15 protein-coding genes are annotated in these 19,881 nt (G+C 68.9%); 7 read left to right on the top strand and 8 right to left on the bottom strand.

The window, feature by feature from the left end:
• Nucleotides 1-94 precede the first annotated feature (94 nt).
• Entirely contained in the window at nt 95-844 is a 750-nt protein-coding gene (locus ACI3KU_RS18240) for a DeoR/GlpR family DNA-binding transcription regulator (protein WP_404923757.1), read from the bottom strand.
• Between the two features lie 126 nt (nt 845-970).
• Between ACI3KU_RS18240 and ACI3KU_RS18235 the strand changes: the two genes are divergently transcribed.
• The gene (locus ACI3KU_RS18235; RefSeq protein ID WP_404923756.1) at nt 971-2,407 is read left to right on the top strand and encodes a rhamnulokinase family protein; all 1,437 of its coding nucleotides are present in this window, start codon (nt 971-973) and stop codon (nt 2,405-2,407) included.
• A gap of 47 nt (nt 2,408-2,454) precedes the next feature.
• Here ACI3KU_RS18235 and ACI3KU_RS18230 read toward each other — a convergent pair whose 3' ends face one another.
• The 4 genes from ACI3KU_RS18230 to ACI3KU_RS18215 form a co-directional block, all read right to left on the bottom strand.
• Nucleotides 2,455-3,246 carry a GDSL-type esterase/lipase family protein gene (locus tag ACI3KU_RS18230; protein WP_404923755.1) on the bottom strand — a complete coding sequence of 264 codons (792 nt, stop codon included), beginning with the start codon at nt 3,244-3,246 and terminating at the stop codon, nt 2,455-2,457.
• A gap of 151 nt (nt 3,247-3,397) precedes the next feature.
• Nucleotides 3,398-4,609 (bottom strand): ornithine--oxo-acid transaminase, encoded by a 1,212-nt coding sequence (gene rocD, locus ACI3KU_RS18225; RefSeq protein WP_404923754.1) that lies wholly within the window; start codon nt 4,607-4,609, stop codon nt 3,398-3,400.
• Entirely contained in the window at nt 4,606-5,487 is an 882-nt protein-coding gene (gene ddaH / locus ACI3KU_RS18220; protein WP_404923753.1) for a dimethylargininase, read from the bottom strand. Before ddaH ends, rocD begins: the two co-directional genes overlap by 4 nt.
• A 149-nt stretch (nt 5,488-5,636) precedes the next feature.
• Nucleotides 5,637-9,533, bottom strand: coding sequence for a proline dehydrogenase family protein (locus ACI3KU_RS18215; RefSeq protein WP_404923752.1), 3,897 nt, complete (start codon nt 9,531-9,533; stop codon nt 5,637-5,639).
• Between the two features lie 337 nt (nt 9,534-9,870).
• On the opposite strand from ACI3KU_RS18215, the gene ACI3KU_RS18210 reads away from it, so the two are divergent.
• From ACI3KU_RS18210 to ACI3KU_RS18195, 4 genes are all read left to right on the top strand, one after another.
• The gene (locus ACI3KU_RS18210; RefSeq protein ID WP_404923751.1) at nt 9,871-12,429 is read left to right on the top strand and encodes a LuxR C-terminal-related transcriptional regulator; all 2,559 of its coding nucleotides are present in this window, start codon (nt 9,871-9,873) and stop codon (nt 12,427-12,429) included.
• Between the two features lie 154 nt (nt 12,430-12,583).
• Complete coding sequence (locus ACI3KU_RS18205) at nt 12,584-13,336, top strand: hypothetical protein (protein WP_404923750.1); 753 nt, start codon at nt 12,584-12,586, stop codon at nt 13,334-13,336.
• On the top strand, nt 13,333-13,905 hold the full coding sequence (locus ACI3KU_RS18200; RefSeq protein ID WP_404923749.1) for a hypothetical protein: 573 nt from the start codon (nt 13,333-13,335) through the stop codon (nt 13,903-13,905). The genes ACI3KU_RS18205 and ACI3KU_RS18200 overlap by 4 nt, the downstream gene beginning before the upstream one ends.
• Entirely contained in the window at nt 13,902-14,471 is a 570-nt protein-coding gene (locus tag ACI3KU_RS18195; protein WP_404923748.1) for a hypothetical protein, read from the top strand. The genes ACI3KU_RS18200 and ACI3KU_RS18195 overlap by 4 nt, the downstream gene beginning before the upstream one ends.
• On the opposite strand, the gene ACI3KU_RS18190 is transcribed toward ACI3KU_RS18195, so the two are convergent.
• Nucleotides 14,358-15,668 carry a hypothetical protein gene (locus ACI3KU_RS18190; protein WP_404923747.1) on the bottom strand — a complete coding sequence of 437 codons (1,311 nt, stop codon included), beginning with the start codon at nt 15,666-15,668 and terminating at the stop codon, nt 14,358-14,360. The two genes, ACI3KU_RS18195 and ACI3KU_RS18190, sit on opposite strands and share 114 nt — an antisense overlap.
• Before the next feature lie 24 nt (nt 15,669-15,692).
• On the bottom strand, nt 15,693-16,253 hold the full coding sequence (locus ACI3KU_RS18185; protein WP_404923746.1) for an acyl-CoA thioesterase: 561 nt from the start codon (nt 16,251-16,253) through the stop codon (nt 15,693-15,695).
• 110 nt (nt 16,254-16,363) lie between these two features.
• Between ACI3KU_RS18185 and ACI3KU_RS18180 the strand changes: the two genes are divergently transcribed.
• Together ACI3KU_RS18180 and cofE are read left to right on the top strand one after the other, a co-directional pair.
• Nucleotides 16,364-16,870 (top strand): GNAT family N-acetyltransferase, encoded by a 507-nt coding sequence (locus tag ACI3KU_RS18180; protein ID WP_404923745.1) that lies wholly within the window; start codon nt 16,364-16,366, stop codon nt 16,868-16,870.
• 1 nt (nt 16,871) lies between these two features.
• Nucleotides 16,872-17,672, top strand: coding sequence for a coenzyme F420-0:L-glutamate ligase (cofE, locus tag ACI3KU_RS18175; RefSeq protein ID WP_404923744.1), 801 nt, complete (start codon nt 16,872-16,874; stop codon nt 17,670-17,672).
• Between the two features lie 995 nt (nt 17,673-18,667).
• On the opposite strand, the gene ACI3KU_RS18170 is transcribed toward cofE, so the two are convergent.
• The coding region (locus ACI3KU_RS18170; RefSeq protein WP_404923743.1) for a cytochrome b/b6 domain-containing protein at nt 18,668-19,881 on the bottom strand (1,214 nt) is incomplete at its 5' end.

Here is a 19,881-nt window from a genome sequence, read left to right as displayed (position 1 = left end):
GAGCTGCCCCCCACCGACCCGACCATCCTTCCCTACGCCAGACTCGTCACCGCCGTTCTCTGACGCGGCCCGACACCGCGGGCGCGGGGCCGCGTCAGAGAACGGCGGTGACGAGTCTGGCGTAGGGAAGGATGGTCGGGTCGGTGGGGGGCAGCTCCGTCGCGAGCACCGAGATGTTCTCCAGCTGCACCGCGGCGGCGGTGGCGTGATCATCCAGCTTGGCGGCGTGGGCGCCGATCAGGACCCGGGCAGAGGAGCGCACGAAGGCCCGCTTGATCTCGGCTTCTTCCAGCGTGTCCTCATAGCAGCCGCCCGCATCGATCGCGGCCGCAGAGGCGAAGAAGCAGGCGAAGCGCATGCTCTCCAGAAACGCTGTTGCCACCGGCCCGATGAGGGAGTCCGAGCGTCGGTCCTTCGCTCCGCCGGTGAGGATCGCGGTGACACCGGGCTTGTCCTGGAGTGCCTGGAACGTGGTGAGTCCGTTGGTGACGACGGTGAGATCATCCATGGCGCCGATTGCCTGAGCTAGCCGGTGCATAGTGGTGGACGAGTCCATCGCGATCACGCCCGATCTTGGGACGCGCGGCAGCAGCTTCTCGGCGATCACCGCCTTCTCTGCAGCGAAGGATCGCTCCCGGCCGCTGAAGCTGACCGGTCCGGTGTAGACCGCTCCGCCACGCACGCGACGGGCGATCCCTTCGGCTTCCATCGCCGAGAAATCGCGGCGGACGGTCATCTCGCTGACGCCGAGCGCATCCGCCGCCTCACCGAGGGAGACCGCCTTGGACTCCTTCAGCTGCGACAGCAACCAGCCCCAGCGTTCTTCGGCGGCAAGTGATCCCACGAGAGGGAGTCTAGCCATACGTCGCCGCGAATCTCACAAAATCTCACATCCGACCGCTGGACCCACCCCGAGATCACCCGTAATGTATCGTTTCAATACGCTGTCTTCCGAGATCTCCGAGGGACCATGAACGCTGCCGAATCCTCCCGCGCCGTCGCCGTCGCGGCCGTCGACCTGGGCGCCACCAGCGGCCGCGTGATCGTGGGCCGGGTGGGTGCAGACACCCTGGAGATGACAGCGGTGGCGCGCTTCCCCAACGGCCCCGTTCCGCTGGCATCGGGCCTGCACTGGGACCTCACCGCGCTGCACGCGCACGTGCTGGACGGCCTCAGAGCGGCGTTGCGCGAAGCTCCCGAGATCACCTCCATCGGAATCGACTCCTGGGCGGTGGACTACGCCCTTCTGCGCGACAAGCGCATGCTCGGCGAGCCGTTCCACTACCGCGACGAACGCACGGCTGCGGGCGTCGACCGCGTCCACGAGCAGGCTCCCTACGACGAGCTCTTTTCACGCAACGGCCTGCAGTTCCTCCCGTTCACCACGCTCTATCAGCTCGCCGCGGAGGACCCCGCCGTTCTGGAGATCGCCGACGACCTTCTCCTCATCCCGGATCTGCTGGCCTTCCAGCTCACCGGCGAGCGCGTCGCCGAGCGCACCAACGCGTCGACCACCGGGCTGCTGAACGCCACGACCGGAGAGTGGGACGACGAGCTGATCACCGCCCTCGGCATCGACCGCTCGCTGCTCGCCCCACTCATCTCGCCGAGCGAGACCATCGGCGCGCTGCGTGAGAGCGTGGCTGTGGCTCTCGGCGCGACGGCACCCGTGCACGTCACTGCGGTCGGCTCCCACGACACCGCCTCGGCGGTGGTAGCCGTCCCCATGGATCCGTCCACCGCCGCGTACATCTCGTGCGGCACCTGGGGTCTCGTGGGCGTGGAGGTCCCCTCCCCCGTTCTCACCGCGGAGGCCCGGGAAGCGCACTTCACGAACGAAGGCGGTGTCGACGGGCGCATTCGCCTGCTGCACAACGTCATGGGCTTGTGGGTGCTGAGCGAGACGGTGCGGGGGTGGGAGCGCGAGGGCACGCCGATCGAGCTGCCCGCGCTTCTCGCCGAGGCCGCCGCCGTCACTGACAGTGTCCCGATCTTCGATGTCGACGACCCCCGTTTCCTGCCTCCGGGCGATATGCCGGCCCGGATCGCGGACTGGTTCGCCGAGCACGACATCGCGGCGCCCATCGGCCGTGCGGCGATCACGCGGAGCATCATCGAATCCCTCGCGCAGGCATTCGCCGAGACGGCGCGAACCGCGGCCCGGCTGGGCGACGTGGACCTGCAGACGATCCACCTGGTCGGCGGCGGAGCGCTCAACGAGCTGCTCTGCCAGCGCACCGCCGATCGCTCCGGCCTGCCGGTGCTAGCCGGGCCCGTGGAGGCGACGGCGCTGGGCAACATCCTCATCCAGGGACGCGCGCTCGGGGCGATCAGCGGTGATCTGCAGACGCTCCGCGACCTCGTCGCCCGCACGCACCCCCCGCGGCGGTACACGCCGGTGGCCTGAGCCCACGCCCGCGGTTGCTGAGCGCTTCGCTCAGGGTCAGAGGGGGATCAGACGCAGGGAATCTCGTCCCAGCCATCGGCGAGGAGTCGCTCGCGGATGATCTTGGAGAAGATCTTGTATCCGTCATCGTTCAGGTGCATGCCGTCCGGGCGGAAGAGCGCCGCGTTCGGCGCGCTGCCGCCGCCGAGCAGCGGCGTGTCAGTGTCGATGAACCGCAGCGAGCCGTTCGGTGTTGCAAGGGCCGCGATCGACGCGCTGACGGCGTCGACCTCCTTCCCGTTGCGAGCCCGAGCGGGCACGTCGTTGATCGACACGAAGTAGACCACCACGCCGGGCAGCTGCTGGGTCGCTTCATCGACGAACGCACGGACATCGGCGACCACATCGGCGGGCTTGCTCCCGATCGCCACGTCATTCGCCCCGGAGTACAGCACGATGACCTGCGGCTCGACGGTCGGGATGATCCGACGCATGTACTGCAGCTGGTCCTTCATCGTGGTGGCGCCCATGCCGATGTTCTCCGTGCGCAGCGGCTTCAGATCCGTGTCGGAGCTCTTCCACTCGTCCACGGTGGAGCTTCCCGTGAGCAGGATCAGTGGCTTCTCCCGCGGGGTGCAGATGGCCGCGATGGGCTTCGCCGACGGTGTGCCGACGGCACGCGGGGGCAGCGGCGCAGCGCGCGTCACGGCGAGTTCGGGAAGCCGTGACCACCAGCCCACACCGGCGCCGATCCCCAGCAGCAGGGTGGCCGTCAACACGGACCCGAGGAGGATGCGCAGCACGCGCCAGATCTGCCGCGGCGGACGCGCATGGGCGGCATGAGCCAGTCGTGCGCCCATCAGCCCCTCCTCACCGTTCCACCCTAAGCGTCGGCAGAGGAGCACTCGTCTCGCGGCACGACCGCGGCACCACAATCAGGGGAAAACTCAGGGTCACCCGGAACGCACGATCCGCGGCCCCGGAACGCCGGAGCCGCGGATCACAACAGCCTCAGTCGCCGAGCACGAGGTGCAGCTGCTCCACCGCCCAGTCCAGCTCGGTGGCGCGCACCACGATCGGCGGCGCGATCCGCACCGTCTGACCGTGGGTGTCCTTCACCAGGACCCCGCGCTCGAGCAGCTTCTCGGCGATCTCGCGCCCGGTGCCCCGCTCGGGATCGATGTCGACCCCGGCCCACAGCCCCGCCACGCGCACGGCGGTGACGCCGTGGCCGATGAGAGCGTGCAGCTTCTCGGACAGGTGCTCCCCCAGCGCGCGAGCGCGCTCCTGGAACTCGCCCGTGGCGAGCATCGAGACCACCTGCAGTCCGACGGCCGCCGCGAGCGGGTTGCCGCCGAAGGTCGAGCCGTGCTCCCCCGGGTGGATCACCCCGAGGACGTCGGCGTTGGCCGCAACCGCGGACACCGGAAGCACGCCGCCGCCGAGCGCCTTGCCCAGCAGATACATGTCGGGAACCACGCCCTCACGATCGCACGCGAAGGTGGTCCCCACGCGCGCGAGGCCCGACTGGATCTCGTCGGCGATGAACAGCACGTTGCGCTCGGTCGTGATCTCACGGATCGCACGCAGGTAGCCGTCGGGCGGAATGATCACTCCGGCTTCGCCCTGGATCGGCTCGACCAGCACAGCGACGGTGTCGTCGTCAATCGCCGCGCGGATCGCCTCGGCGTCCCCGAACGGCACGCGCACGAACCCCGGCGTGAAGGGACCGAAGCCCTCGCGCGCGGTGGGGTCGTCGCTGAAGCTCACGATCGTGGTGGTGCGGCCGTGGAAGTTGCCGTCGGCGACGATGATCTTCGCCCGCCCCTCCGCTACGCCCTTCACGCGGTAGCCCCAGGCGCGTGCCACCTTGATGCCGGTTTCAACCGCCTCGGCACCGGTGTTCATCGGCAGCACCAGCTCCTTGCCACAGAGCTCAGCCAGCGCCTCGGCGAACGGGCCGAGCTGGTCGTTATGGAAGGCACGGCTGGTGAGCGTGAGGCGGTCGAGCTGCCGGTGAGCCGCCGCGAGGATGGCCGGATGGCCGTGCCCGAAGTTCAGTGCCGAATATGCCGAGAGCAGGTCGAGGTATCGCTTGCCCTCGACATCGGTCACCCAGGCACCCTCGCCGTGCGAGACGGAGACGGGAAGCGGGTGATAGTTGTGCGCGAGGTGGTCCTCACCGGGGAAGACGGCCTCGGGGGTGACGGCGGTGTCGGTCATGCTTGGGCTCCGCGCAGCTCCAGCGTGCAGCACTTGATGCCGCCACCGCCGAGCAGCAGCTCGGACAGGTCGACCAGGTGCGGAACGTAGCCGCGCTCGCGCAGCTGCTTCTCGAAGCCGGTGGCGCGCGGAGAGATCATGACGTTGCGCCCATCGCTGGCGGAGTTCAGACCGAACACGGCGCCGTCTTCGTCGGAGACCAGGATGGCGTTCGGGAAGCGCTCGGCGAGGATCGCCTGGCTGCGCTCGTCGAAGGCGTGCGGAAGGTAAGCCACGCCGACCTCGGCGCCGGGCTCGACGACCGGGTCGAGAATCGCGAGCGCGGTGTCCAGGTGGTAGAAGCGCGGGTCGATCAGCGTGAGCGAGACGACCTCGCGACCGAAGATCTCGCGCAGCTCGTCCTGGCTGGCGTCGCTGGAGCGGAATCCGACACCCGCGAGGATCACGTCACCCGCGAGCAGGAAGTCGCCCTCACCCTCGTTGGTCTCGCGCGGCTCGCGAGTGTCGTAGCCCTGAGCACGGAACCAGTCGATGAAGGCGGGACCCTCACCCTGGCGCTCGACGAACCGGAACTTCGGTCCATACGCGATGCCGTCAATCAGGAAGCCGCCGTTGGCGGTGTAGACCATGTCCGGGTAGCCGGCCAGCGGCTCGATCAGCTCGACCTCGTGACCGAGCTGCAGGTACAGGTCGTAGAGCTTCTGCCACTGGGCCACGGCCTTGGCCGTGTCGGTGGGCTTGGCCGGGTCCATCCACGGGTTGATCGTGTAGTCCACCGTGAAGTGATCGGGCCGGCACATCAGATAGCGACGGTGTTGCGCAACCCGCTCGGGAGCGAGTGCAACGGTGGTGGACGGGGCGGTTTCCTGCGTCGACATATGTCTCCTCATGAGAGTGCGGCGGACGCTGTCCAGGGGCTCGGCGGAGCTGTGTGAAGCCGACGATCCGAGCACGCCACCTCCAGTATCCCAAACCGACCGCCGTCGCGGAAGCAGCAAGATTACGCATGCCGCTCACCCGGATTCGGCTAGATGACGGCCGCAGAGAAGTCGTCCAGGCGGCCGCCGCGGTGGGCGGTGATGGAGATCGCCTGCTCGCGCAGGTACGGCAGCAGCTCGAGCCGACCCGCCGTGGTGACCTCGTCGGCGAACACCGTGACGGGCGGCTGGAGAGGAGCTTCACGCAGCAGCGCGATGATCCCCTCGGCGTCCGGACCGATCACGCGAACGCGACGCACACCGGTGTGACTGACCCGCTCGAGCCACTGCGCGTCGTCCTCGACGAACACCGGAATGCCCTGCTCCGCCAGTGCGCGGCGCACGCCCGCGGGCAATCCGACCGGACGCGAGAGGGTCACCTCGCTCCCCGTGCGCACCGCCGCCACCAAGCTGCGGACGATGTCTCCGACAGCAGCATCGGCTGTCGCGCGAACGGCGACGTCGGTGCGACGGTAGCGCAGCAGGTGACGCTCGAAGCGCAGGCCCGATGCGTCCTTCACACGCGCGAACTCGCGATCCCACGCGACCGCGTCGGAGAGCGCTCCGCGACGCACCGCGTCGAAGGAGGCGTAGTCGAGGTCGGGCTGGGCTGCTTCGATGATCGCCACCACGCGAGCGTCGAGACCACGCAGGTGCAGCGTCGAGGATGACCCTCCGCCACCCGTCGCGCGCCAGGTGCCGAATCCGATGAGGTGGTGGGGTCCCCCGCTCGCCGCAATCGCGCCGGCCTCGCTCCACGAATGCACGGGGCGGCGCTGCACGCGAGCCCCCGTGGTGGGTCGGTTGACCACGAGCGCCGCCGACCGGGCGGTGTCCAGCCAGTGGGCGAGGTCCGCAGGGTCCTGCGTGTGCAGTCCCGCGACGCGGGCGGTGGGCATGGCGTTCTGCAGTTCGATCGCCTCGGCGAGGGTGGTCGCTGTCGACACGGCGAGCACGGGAGCAGCCACCGCGCGCGTGTGCAGCAGCGATCCCGCGCGCACGCCGCCGAGGATGCCCGGCGTCCACAGCCGATCATCGATACGCCGCGGCTCCAGCCACCAGGCTTCCCCCTCGGCAGGCTGCGTGAGAGCGGCGAGCTCGTCCCCGTCCGCGACCGCTGCCAGCGGTCCCACGACGGCGCGCGGATCCTCGGGGTGTCCGACGATCAGCGAGCGAGCCCCGTCCACGAGAGCGTCGATGAAGCGTCGGGATCGTCCCACCGAGCCGACGAGGATGACCGCCGCGGTGGCATCCGGCCCTTGTCCTGCGCGGGAGAATGCGCCCAGGACGATGTCCGCGGCCGCGCGATCCAGATCCGCAGACGGCGCCACGATGACCGCGTTCACTCCGGGTTCACGATCCGCCACGGCGGTTCCGACGGCGTGGATGGCGTCCCGAGCTCCGACGCGAATGAGCCGGTCGACGCCATCGGCCGCGAGCGCATCCTGATCGGTCCCGTCCACCACGGCGAGCAGCCCGTCCGGCAGATCGGCCTCGTGCAGAACCTGCTGGATCATCAGCAGCTGCTCGCGCGCGATGCGGGACGCGAGCACGATGACGCCGGATCCGGCCGCGAGCGCTGCGAAGACCTCGGCGGCGGCGTGGGCCGCATTCGATGCGGCGTGTACCGACACGACGGTGACGTGTGCCGGCACGAACACCGCACCGCTGACCGCGTCGAGTTCTCGCGCCAGCGAAGCGGCGTGTGCGGCAGCGTCGATCACGTCGGTGGCGTCGGCGTCAGCCTCCACGAACAGTGCGGTGCCGGCGCGAGCGATGAACTCGCCTCGCTGCGCATCGAACAGCACGGCGAAGCGGCGGAGCACCGCCGAGCGCTCCGTCGCCGGAAGCGCACCCCACTCGGCGGCGGAGTCACTCACGGTGCGGACCGTGGCGTCGAGCTCACCGGATTCGGTCTCATCCTCCGCGGGCGCGCCGGCATCGACCATCTGCGCGATCACCCCGCGAGCCCATTCCCGATTCGCGGCGGTGCTGGGATCGCTCGCGGGAGCATTGCGGAAGCCGGGGGCGCCGAGGGCACCGCCCGGGTTCTCCCGTGCCGAGAACACGGCCGTCTCCACGAAGGGCGCACCCCCGAACAGCAGTCCTTCGGCGGGGGCGATCGGGCTGGTGTCGGTGGCGGCCGATGCACGGGCGATGCCGATCACCTCCTGTGTCAGTCCCGATGCCTCGTCCGGCGCCGGGGCACGCAGCAGGCGAGTGTCGGCGGATGCCTCCGGGCGAGCACGATCCTGCACTCGACGCGGTCCGGTCGCGATCGCACCGACATGGGAGCGTTCCACGGCAGTGCGCAGAGCGTCAGCCGCGCGCTCGCGTGCATCGAGGTCGTCCGCCAGCGCGACGGCGGCACTCAGCGCTGCGTCATCTTCGCGCTCATCCAGCAGCGTCGAGAGCATCACCGCGACATCGACCCCCGAATCCGGAAGAAGAACGGGAACGCCCAGCACCACACCGGGGACATCGGCGAGGATCGCGCGCTCCTGAGCCGGCAGCACACCGGGGTGGACGTGCAGTCCGACGGTGCGCTCGGCTCGCGCCGCGAGCACGCGCGCATAGGCGAGAAGGTACGGATCGAACGTGTTGAGTGCCAAGCTCAGGCCGGCCTCGGCATCCGGAGCAAGCGCCTCGTGAATCAGTCCGATCGCGTTCGCCCGAACGTCGTCGGTCGTGTCGTAGACCGCCAGCGGCCACCCGCCGATCGCGGCCTCCGCACGTTCCCGGGGATCGATACCGGTGTCGATGCGCACCGCCAGCGGCGGCGCATCGTCGATGCCCCGGCTTCGGGACCACGCCGCCAGCTGCTGCAGGGTGGGCAGAGCATCCGGCAGCGCGGCCGAGAACGCGATGCCGAGGAGCGCATGGGCCTGGGCAGGTTCCTCCAGCGCCTGGATCAGAACGGCGACGGCGAGATCCAGCTCAGAGGCGAGTTCGACCACGAGAGTGAGGGCGGTATCGCTCGCCCGCGCGGATTCGATCAGCGGTCGCAGCCGAGCGGTCGTCGCGTCGACCTGGTCGTCGAAGGCCCAGGGCAGCTCGGGGCCGCGGACCAGCGCGAGGGGCACCGCGACCGCCGCCACATCGTCGCGTTGGACCAGTTCGATGACCTGCTCCAGCCGAGCGGCGAGACGATCCATCCCGGTGATCGGGACGCTCGGCACCCGAAGCTCCACCGGGCGCTGCATGCCATACCTCTCCCGCAGCGCGGCGATCGAGGTGCCGATCCGACGAGCATCGATGCTCAGGGGCGCGATGCGTTCGCGTAGCAACCGACGCGACAGCGGAACGACCGGCGCGGGCAGCACGGGGGCGACGGCCGCGCCCAGACGCACGGCGCCGCGCAGGTGCCACGGCAGTGCGGCAGGGATGTCGGCGCCCAGGCGGTGCAGATTACCTGCTGCGGCGGACAGGCTCTCCGGGCGCAGGACACCGTCCACGAACGCGCGTGCGAAGGCCACGCCGTCGGCATCGGCGAGCACCTCGGCGATGCGTGGCTCATCGGACGCAGCCGCGGTGGTGAGCCACGCGGTGGCTGTGTGGATCGCCTCGTCTACGACGGTCGCGTGCGCGTTGGCGGGGGCGACGAGGGCATCCAGCGCAGCGGTGTCGGTCTCGGTCGCGGCCACGGCACCGTCGGCATCTACGCGGTCGTGAGCATCGTCGTTCGCCGTGTCATGAACGTCGCCGTTCACCCCGTCGTCCACTGCGATGACACCGTAGTGAGCATCGTCGTCCACCGCGTCGTGAGCATAGTCGTCCACCGCGTCGTGAGCATAGTCGTCCACCGCGTCGTTAACATTCCCGTCCACCGTGACCTCGGTGTCGGCGGCAGCACCGCTGCCCTCCACCTCGACCGCACGGACGTCGTCCACGTCACGGTGGTCGTGCGCGTGCTCACGATCGCTGTCGGGGACGACGTTCTCGGCCATGAGCCCAGCCTACGAGCGGCAGAATCAGCACCCGGGAGCCGCGGGCGTGTCGATTCTTCGCGTCCGCCGAGTGCCCGTTGACGATCGTGGCCGAAAACTACGGAGAGGATCGACAAGAACTACGCAGAAGGGTGTTCGGAAACACCCGATATCGTCCGATTTCCTCGGGGTCCATAGCGTAAGTGAGCGGCAGTCACTACTGTCCTGCTCAGATGGACTGCAGCACGACTGCAGCAGGTTTTCTCGTCGAGTCCCCGCTCGAGCCGCGAACAGGCCCCCCGAAGCCCGGTCCGGTCCTCCCCTTCGTCCCCTGTCGACGCCCCCCGAGAATCGACCGATGATGCTCGTTCACGATCATTCTTCTGCTGTCCCTGGCCCTCGCCGTTCTCCGAGCCCGGCGCAACAGCGCCACCCGTTCCCGCCACCGACGACGACAACGCCCACGTGCGGTCGCCGCACCGAACTGGACGCTGCGCTCGCTCTGCTGGCCGGCGGTCGGGACGCGGTCTGTGAGGGTGAGACCGGGATGGGTGCTCACGCGATACGACGCGCCGCAGCCGAGCGCGCCCGCGCGCTCGGCTGGTTCGTCGCGACCGCGGCAACGGCCTCAGCCTCCCCGGACCTCCCCCGAACGATCATCATCGACGATCTCGACCAGCTGTCGACGACCGAGGTGGAGGCCGTGCGGGCCGCGCGCGCACGGGGCGCTCGCCTGCTGGTCACCCGCCGTCCTCCGCGCCCGTTCTCGCCTCAACAGGGCCGGGAGACTGCGGACATCGCGCGCGATGCCGTGATCATCACTCTGGCGCCGCTGACCCGCGATCAGAACGTGGTTCTCCTCGATGAACTGCGCATCGGCGGCACTCTCACCCGAACGTTGAGTGCGGCCGAGCGTGACTGGATCTGGGTCACCAGCGGGGGCTTCCCCTCGCTCGCCACAGCCCTCGCCCACGATCTCGAGGAGGCGCCGCTGACCGAGGGCGTGCTGGGCCGGTTCTCTCGTCGCACGGTCATCGCCGCCGCGGACATCATCGCGACGCTCCCCGCTGCCCTGCAGCGTCTCGCCGCTCAGCTCGTGCCCCTGGTGGGAGTCGATATGGATCGGCTGGCCCGCACGTTCAATGCCACGGAACTCGGGCTGCTGCTGGAGACGAGCGTGATCGCCGAGCACAACGGACTGCTGTGCGTTCCCCCGCCGCTGCGCGCGGCGCTGCAGCTGCAGGGCGGCACCGACGTCCAGCCCCTGACCCGCAGCGTGATCGCCGACATCTGCACCTCCGTGCGCATCTCCGCGAAGTGTCTGGAGACCGAACTCGATCTCGCCGCCAACGCGCTTTCCGCCGACGCCGTGCTGCGCGCCGCAGTACCCGAGAACGCCCATCGTGCGGTACTGCGCGTGGCCATGTGGCTGGCGCGTCGTCGTGGCGACATCGATGAGGCGGCTGCGCTCGGGCGTCGGCTGCTGACGCTGCTCGGTGACACACCGGATGCCACCGCCCTCATCGTCGCGCAGGGCGTCCCCGACGCGCTGGCCTCGTACGCCACCCACTTCACCGACGATCCCGACCAGGCCGACGGTTTCACCGGAAGCTGGAACTGGGCCTGGCTGCAGTGCCTGCAGCTCCCCCTCACCGGATTCGTCCCGGGCGCCGAAGACATCTGCCTGCGTGTCGCCGAATCGTTGACGGACCCGGAACGCGGATTCGCCCGAGCGCTCGCCCGCACGGTTCACGCCGCCGCGTTGCTGGACGATGGCCGCCTCGATGACGCCGCCACCTGCGCCGAGGAGGTGCTCGGCGACGAGCACGCCGGGCATATCGCAACCGTCCGCGCTCACCTCGTTCTCGTGGCCGTGGCGGCGTCCCGTCTCGAGCCGGCGCGGGTCGAATCGCGATGTCGGCGTCTTGCCGCAGCCACACAGGCCGCGATGACGCTGCCGGGCCTCGGCGGTGACCTCGCCCGCCGGCAGGCCCTGGACGCCCTGCTGACGGGGACTCTCGCCTGCGCGTCCGTGGGCATCCGGCCGCCCGCTGAAGTCGATGTCGTGATCGAGATGCTCGCGCATCGCGCCCTGCAACTCACCGACACCGCCGCAGTCGTGCGCACCACCGTCGCCGAGTTCGTCAGCGCGATCACGCGACGCGATGAAGCGGAGATGGCGGGGCTACTGCGACACCTCCGTCAGGAGCGGCACACGGACCTGACCGCCTGGGTGCTGGCGGAGATCGAGGACGGCGATCTCCCCCCGCTCGGCATCGCCAGCGGACGTTTCGTGCGCTCGGGGGTCGCGCTGATGTGGATGCTGTCGCGCGCGCTGCCGGAGGGCGTCGCCGAGCTGCGTCTGACGATGGGAAAGCGCGGGATCGCCGACACCGCGCTGGGTGAGCTGGCGGCCACGTTCCTCGCGTGTCTGGATGGCACCGCCGACGGCGAGCGGGTGCGCGTCGCGGCAACCCACGACGTGCCCGAGGGAAGCGGACCCCGTGCCCTGCAGCTCGGAGTCGCCGGGCTCGCCGCTGCCGACCCCACCACGCTGGCCGCCGCCGCACAGGCTTTCCTCGGCCAGGGCGCTCCCGAGCTGGCACAGCGGATGCTGGATACGCTGGCACCTCTCGTCGCGGGCGACGCGGTGCGCGAGCGGGAGCTGCGTGCCGTGCAGCGCGCGACCCGCACGTCACTGCGCGTGCAGGAGGACGCATCCGAGCCGCTGACCCTCCGCGAGCGCGAGATCGCTCGGCTCGCCGCCGAGGGGCTGCGCAACCGCGAGATCGCTCGCCGACTGTTCGTGTCGGTCCGCACGGTGGAGTCGCACCTGTACCGTGCGATGCGCAAGTTGAACGTCACCCGCGGCGAGCTGCGCCGGCTGGCCGATCGCGGCGATTCACTGCTCGAGTGAGCCCGACGCCGACTCGCGTAACTGCGCCCTCCGTGCCGCGGCGCCCTCGCGAAGTTCGGCGCTCGGCATCGGGCTCGTGCTGGTGCTGTTTCCGCGGACAGCACGTCCCGCTCCCCTCCGCGGCTATGCGGAGCGCGCGCTCTAGGCTGTTATCGTGACCGTCCCACCCGCTTCCACGCGCGCCACCCGGCGAAGCGCGCGCGGACCTGCGTGGGTGCGAACCACCGCGGAGAAGGTGCCCACGAAGTGGCTCACCACCGTTGGGGCCGCGGTGGTGCTGTTGGCCACCGCCGCGTTCGGCGGGTTGGCCGATGCTCCCGACCCCACACCGGTGGTGACCCTCGGCGACGTCATCGAGACCCCCGGACTCACGCTGACGCCGATCGACGCGGAGATCCTGCCCCCGAACGCCCTGTCTCCTGACGCGACATACGTACGGTTGACCTTCGACACGGTCGTCACGGGGACGCTTCCCCAGCGCCCGACGATCACCAACCAACCTCCGGTCGTTTCTGCGATCTTCACCTCGCGCTTCCGCGCCGCCGCCGACCTCGAGACAGCCGTCGATGTGCTGATCCGGCCGGGAGCAAGCGCAACCGCGCCGATCAAGGACGCCGATCGCGACCCGGAGAACCCGCTCTTCTCCGCCAGTGGCACTCTTGGCACCGTGCTGTTCGACGGCGCGGTCACCTCCGCTACCGTTCTCCAGCCCGGCATTACCTACCGCGTCGAGGTCGACTACGCCTTCCATGAGGTCTTCACCACCGGCACCGCGGAGATCGTGGTGTGGAACCGAGTCCTGCGGCCGGGGGCAGAAGTCACGGAAAGTCGCGCGGAGAAGGTCTCCGTGCGGACTTCGGAGGCAGCCCGACTGTCGGCACCCCTGCACCTGGCGGCGACACCGTGAACCTCGCCGGGCGCTGGACGCTGGGTGTGGGGCTTGCCGTGGCAGCGTGGCTGGTGATCTCGGTCACCCCCGATCATCGCGAGCACACTGCCGCCCCGGTTCCCGTGCCGGCCACGATCGGCGAGAGCGTCGAAGCGAGTGGCATGACCGTGACGGTGACCGGCGTTCGCATGACCGACGGGCTCCAGCCCCCGGGTGGGAGCCCGATCAGCGGCCGCTGGGTGGTGGTAGACCTCGCCGTGATCTCCCGCGACAGCGACCTCGAAGATCCGGTGGGAGGCGTCGGGCTGCAGCTGAACGATACGCTCATCACATCGTCCGACCTCATCTACCGTGAGCAGCGAATCGATGGCTTTCAGCTGCGGACGGGGCTCGTGGTGAGCGGCTCGATTCTGTTCCAGATAGCGCCCGACGCGCCGTTGGGAGATGCGACGGTCATGATCGGCCGCCGCAGTTCAGACGACGTCGGCGTGTGGTCGGGTGACCAGGTGCAGCTCGTGGTCGACCTCGGCGCGATTCCGCTGGAGACGGATCTGTCGTTCGAAGCGCCGACGGTGAGGGCACCGTGAGTTCTGCAGAAACGAGCACCTGGTGGCGGCGCAACCGACGCCCGCTGGGAGCGGTGCTGCTGGGACTGGTCGCGGCCGCCGGGATGTTCACGGTCGTAGACGTGCTGCCCCCGATTCAGTCGCTCGATCGCATCCAGGTTCACATCGCTGATTCCACCAAGGACTCGGTATCGCTCGATGAGAGCTCTGTCGGCCCCGTGGGTAGTCAGTTCTTCCCCACGGACGTCGTGGCGTTCTCGAAGCCTCCGGCCGGGTCTCAGGCGATGTGGGTGACCGTGAACGTCAAGAATGCCCCTCGCGAATGCACGCTGGAGCTCACGGAGGTAGACGGGAGTCATCGCACGTGGCTGAGCGCGACCCCGCTTCTCGACTGGGATGCCCCCGAGGACGGTCCACCCACGTGCGACTACCAGAAGGAGGGTGAGGACTATCGGCTCATCAGCGCCTTCGCCCTACCGTCGGATGCCGTCGGTCCCTTCTTCCTTGACGTGGTCGTCAAAGACAACACGGCCCTCGTCACCCGCGTCGCGCGTTTCACCATCGCTCCGACGCTCGCGGAGGGCTGAGAGGGCAGTGTCGTAGCCCGCGCTCACCAGTGCAATGCGGATCGGCTCACACACGACGGGTGCGATGAACAGAATCGCGGCGCCGAACATGCTCCAGTACAGCTGATCGTGCCCTCCGAACAGTCGGGGAACGACGATCTGCAGCCACTCGCTCCCCCACCGCCAGAGCCCGTAGGCGAGCACGAACCCGCCGACGAACACGGGGCCCGCGCGCAGCATCATCACCAGCGCCGACCAGATCGGTGTCACGCGGGAGGTGATCGGCTCGAAGAGGTCTGCGATCCGACGGCGGACCGGTTCCTTCACGCGCTCCGCCAACCGGCGCGCGCGCAGGATGGCCTTCAGCCGCAGCTGCGGCGCCTCGGCCTCGATCGCCTGCCCGTAGATCACACCGGCGATCGTGAGCCAGGAGATGGGCAGCAGCACGACATCGGCCACCTGCCCCGTGAACGCTCCGATCCCCTCCCACACCACCGCTACAAACGACAGGTGCGCGGCGAACCAGTCGCCGATGTCCTGCGCCCAGACGGCGGCCATCCGGCCGTCCACCCAGCCCATGACCTCGTCGATCAGCAGCCCGATGACAACCACGAAACCGATCACCCACACGGCCTCGACGTACACCCCCACGGGTGTCAGCCAGCGGGGCACACGCTCCGCGTAGCGCTTCCAGAGCAGTCGGAGCCCGTAGGCGAGAAGCACGGCAGCAAGTGTGAAGGGGTTGACGAAGGCGATATCTCCCGAGCCCGCCACCAGTTCCCGGATGTTGTCGGCGCCCTGCTCACGCAGGATGTCGATGCGCCCACGCCTGACCTCCTCGGCAACCTGCAGGAAGGCGATCATGTCGGCGTTGAGGAAACGTGCCGTTGCGTAGAACGCGAAGTAGGGCAGCATGCCGGCGAACAGCGCGTCACGGAACGATCGACGCCGTTCGACGGGATCCACGGGCTGCGGAGCGACGCCGGTGAGCGTCGGCAGCGCGTCCCGAACAACCAGGAACATGCCCACGAAGCCGACCAGATTGGCGATCATCGCGATGGGCATCATCGCGTACCCGGCGATCGTGTTATGCCCGGCCACCCAGCCGGCAAACTGGATCCAGGCATCGTGGACCACGCGGCCACCGACGTACCAGGCCATCATCACGGGCCAGTGCTGCCACAGCACCCGGCCGAACACGGCGATGAAAGACCTCATATCCGTGAGGTTACCGGCGCGAGGTCACGACCACGTGCTGGGAGCGGGTCGTCGTGTCGACGGCAGGCGCGACTCGCGCATCCAGTCCTCGATCCAGTCCGCGATGTCCGGCAGCCCTTCGGGCCGTCCGATCGCCGCGAACAGCTCTTCGTGAGACACGGTGCCGCCGGAGCGCCGGACCATCCGGGCACCGACGATCGCACGGGCGTAGATCTCCCCCTTCACCACCACGCGGTGCTCGAGAAAGATGGCGCGGTCATCGTGGCCGAGCAGGCGCGACTCGATGTCGAATCGCTGGCCGAGGGTGAGGGATTTGCGGAATGTGATGGTCTCCGCAGACACCACCGCGTACCAGCCGTGCTCCTTCATCGCGTCCATGAGACCCGTTCGCACCAGCAGATCCCAGCGCCCGAGATCCATCAGCGACAGATAGCGACCGTTGTTCATGTGGCGGAGCAGATCCAGATCCGTCGGCAGCGTCGTGACGCGGACGGTGGACACATCCCGCGGCCCCAGAGCGTTTCCGCGGCGCAGCGAGAGGCGCGCACGGAGCATGGTGATGAGGGTCCGCCAGATGAGGTTCACGATCCGCGATGCTACCCGCCTCCGCTGGGCGGCGGAGCATCGAGCGTGCACAATGCATGCGCATGACGGCCGGATTTCGCCCCGGCGCGGTTGCGGGTTAGAGTCTCGCCATGGCAGCTGAGCTCCACACCGACACCGTTGTCCGCCCGGTTCGCGTAAGCGATGCCGAAACTCTCGGCCGCGTCCACGCAACCTGCTGGCACGAGACCTACGACCACCTCATCAGCACGGCCACCCTCGAGAACATCTCGACCAAGCGCCTCGCTGAGCTCTGGACCGGCTGGGCCGCCCAGGGTCCCGAATTCCGCTGCTTCGTCGCCCTCGATGGCAGCGAGATCGTCGGCTTCGCCGGATCCGGTCCCGCTCGTGACGCCGAGGCTCCCGCGGAGCGCGAGCTGATCTTCATCTACCTCCTCGCCGCCTACCAGGGCACAGGCACTGGGCAGAAGCTGTTCGACGCTGTCGTTGAGAAGGACGAAGCGGTCTACCTCTGGGTGGCCGAGGACAATCCCCGCGCGCACCGCTTCTATCAGCGCAACGGGCTCGTCCTCGATGGCGCCTCGCAGGAAGAGCCCTTCCTCGGCGAGACGATCACCGAGGTCCGCTTCGTCCGCTGACGTGCTCCAGGCCTGGGCGCCCGACGAAATCGGTGAGATCACCGCGGGCACGGACCTCGTCAAGGTGATTCGCGCGGCGGTCGGTGCGGATCTCCGCGATGGCGACATCATCGTGGTGACATCGAAGATCGTTTCCAAGGCCGAGAACCGCTTCGTCCCCGCCGACGATCGCGAAGACGCGATCACGGCCGAGACCGTACGCGTGGTCGCCTCGCGCACCTCACCGACCGGACACACCACGCGCATCGTGGAGAACCGCCTGGGCATCGTGTCCGCCGCAGCCGGAGTGGACGCGTCCAACACCCCGCACGGGACGGTGCTGCTGCTTCCCGAGGATCCCGACCGCTCGGCGCGCGCGATCGCCGCTGGTCTGCGGGAGCGCACGGGTGCCTACGTGGGCGTTCTCGTGTCAGACACCCTGGGCCGTGCCTGGCGCGAGGGCCAGACGGATCACGCCATCGGTGCCGGCGGAGTGCGCGTGTTCGAAGACCTGCGCGGCGGTGTCGACGCCGAGGGTCGCCCGCTGGTGGTCACCATGCCGTGCGTGGCGGATGAACTCTGCGCCACCGCGGACCTCGTCAAGGGCAAAGCCGGACGACGCCCGGTGGCCGTCGTGCGGGGACGCGCAGACCTCGTCGGCGAGCTGGATCTGCCCGGCGCGCGCAGCATCGTGCGCCCCGCCGAGCGCGACATGTTCCACCTCGGCTCCGCCGAGGCCTACGCCGCCGGCCTCGCCGCCCACGCCGGTGCCGGTGCCGGCTCCGGTACCGGCGTGGGTGCCGGTGCCGGTGCCGGCGTCTGAACTCCGGCTCCGGCGTCTGAGCTCCAGCTCCGGCGTCTGAGCTCACCCCGGGGTTGCTGAGCGAGCGACGCGAAACGAAGTGCCGGCCTCGCGCTGGACTTGGCCCCATGCCGGCGCGGAGGTCTCAGATTCTGCGGATCCGCCACCGCACCGCCGCACTTCATGAGACCACCGGCACCACTGGTCTCACTAAGTGCTCACATCACACGACACATCAACCTGTTCTGAGACCCCTGACACCGCTGGTGTCAGCGCTGGGTGACGGTGCCAAACAGCTTCGCGATCGGCACCAGCAACGATCGACCGCGAAGCGAAACGAAGTGCCGGCTCGCGCTGGCCTTGGCATCATGCCGGCGCTATGGTCTCAGATTCTGCCGATCCGCCACCGCACCGCCGCGCTTCGTGAGACCAGCCATGTCGCTGGTCTCACAAGGAGCTCACATCTCACGACACATCAACCTGTTCTGAGACCACCGACGCCGGGGAGGCAGTGCGACGTCAGCGCTGGGTGACGGCGCCAAACAGCCTCGCGATCGGCGCCAGCACGATCGTCCGCGAAGCGAAACGACGTGCCAGCCTTCACGCAGGCCCTTGGCCCCATGTCGGCGCTGTGGTCTCAGGGTCTGCGGATCCTCGGCCGCACCGCCGCACTTCGTGAGACCACGGGCACGGCTGGTCTCACTAAGTGCTCAAATCACACGACACATCAACCTGTTCTAAGACCACTGCCACCGGGGCACTGAGACTTCAGCGCTGGTGACGGTGCCAAACAGCCTCGCGATCGGCACCAGCACGATCGTCCGCGAAGCGAAACGGAGTGCCGGCTCGCGCTGGCCTTGGCCCCATGTCGGCGCTGTGGTCTCAGATTCTGTGGATCTGCCACCGCACCGCCGCACTTAGTGAGACCAGCCGTGTCGCTGGTCTCACTAAGCACTCACATCACACGACACATCAACCTGTTCTGAGACCACCGACGCCGGGGAGCCAGGGCGACGTCAACGCTGGGTGACGGTGCCGAACAGCTTCGCGATGGGGGCGAGCACGATCGTCCGCGACGCGGCAACAGCCCCGACGACCACGACCATGCCGGCGAAGAAGATCCAGAAGCCGGCCCAGTTCACCTCATCCGTGCCGCCGAACATGTGGTTCAGGTTGCGCAGGGCACCCGTGGCGAACACAAGCACCACGTGGATGACGATGAAGATGACGAAGTACAGCATCACCGGGAAGTGAATCGCACGGGCGATCTCCACGGGATAGGCCTTGTTCAGCGCCTTCGCGTTCTTCGGCCAGATGCCACTCATCCGCACTCCGGTGATCGCCGCGAGCGGCGCGGCCACGAACACGGTGACGAAGTACATGATCTGCTGCAGGCTGTTGTAGTTCACCCAGCCGTGTTCGGTCGGCCAATCCAGCGAGACGTACTTAATCGCGGCCGACAGCGCGTTCGGGAGGACTTCCCAGCTGGTCGGCACGATGCGCATCCAGTGTCCGGAGGCGAACAGCAGCACCACGAACACGAGACCGTTCACCAGCCACAGGATGTCGAGCGACTGGTGGAACCACAGCGTCAAGCTGATCTTCTGCTTGGCGTCCTTCGACCAGCGCGCCCGCCAGAAGGCGTCGGGTCGACGCTCACGACGAACACCGAGACCCGAGCGGATGATCAGCACCATCAGGAAGATGTTGAAGAAGTGCTGCCACTGCGCCCACGCCGGGAAGCCGGGGGTCGCACCCTCGGGCAGGTCGTACTCGCCCGGGTAGGTGCGGAGGAAGTCCGCGATCGGATCCAGCGAAACCAGGAAGCGCGCGAAGAACACCGCGAAGTACGCGAGAGCCAGGAGCGCACCGCCGCCGACGATCACGATCCCGGCCCACTGCGCGCGGGTGAAGGCGCCGATGCGACGCGGCTCAACCTTCTCCGGGTGCACGAATGCGTACCGGCCCGGGCGCACCGTGCGCGGGAACGGCAGGGGCGGATGAATCTCGGCCACAGCAGTGCCGGGAGCGGCAGCGGGAGCGCCAGCGGCAGCGCCAGCAGCAGCGGCGGGAGCGCCAGCAGCAGCGGCGGGAGCGCCAGCAGCAGCGGCGGGAGCGTCAGCAGCAGCGGCGGGAGCCGGAGCTGCCTGGGCGGGGGTGGCAGAAGCGGCGGCGACAGGGGCCGTGGCGTCGGACGCGGCAGCAGCGGACGGAACGCTTGCCTCAGGGG

Origin of the sequence: Microbacterium sp. ZW T5_56 (genome assembly GCF_044987425.1) — a bacterium.
Lineage (GTDB): Bacteria > Actinomycetota > Actinomycetes > Actinomycetales > Microbacteriaceae > Microbacterium.
This window is presented reverse-complemented; position numbering and strand designations above follow the sequence as displayed.

Coding starts and splice junctions, on each gene's coding strand:
- ACI3KU_RS18235 (WP_404923756.1), top strand. CDS start 971: ATGAACGCTGCCGAATCCTCCCGCGCCGTCGCCGTCGCGGCCGTCGAC.
- ACI3KU_RS18230 (WP_404923755.1), bottom strand. CDS start 3,246: ATGGGCGCACGACTGGCTCATGCCGCCCATGCGCGTCCGCCGCGGCAG.
- rocD (WP_404923754.1), bottom strand. CDS start 4,609: ATGACCGACACCGCCGTCACCCCCGAGGCCGTCTTCCCCGGTGAGGAC.
- ddaH (WP_404923753.1), bottom strand. CDS start 5,487: ATGTCGACGCAGGAAACCGCCCCGTCCACCACCGTTGCACTCGCTCCC.
- ACI3KU_RS18215 (WP_404923752.1), bottom strand. CDS start 9,533: ATGGCCGAGAACGTCGTCCCCGACAGCGATCGTGAGCACGCGCACGAC.
- ACI3KU_RS18210 (WP_404923751.1), top strand. CDS start 9,871: ATGATGCTCGTTCACGATCATTCTTCTGCTGTCCCTGGCCCTCGCCGT.
- ACI3KU_RS18190 (WP_404923747.1), bottom strand. CDS start 15,668: ATGAGGTCTTTCATCGCCGTGTTCGGCCGGGTGCTGTGGCAGCACTGG.
- ACI3KU_RS18180 (WP_404923745.1), top strand. CDS start 16,364: ATGGCAGCTGAGCTCCACACCGACACCGTTGTCCGCCCGGTTCGCGTA.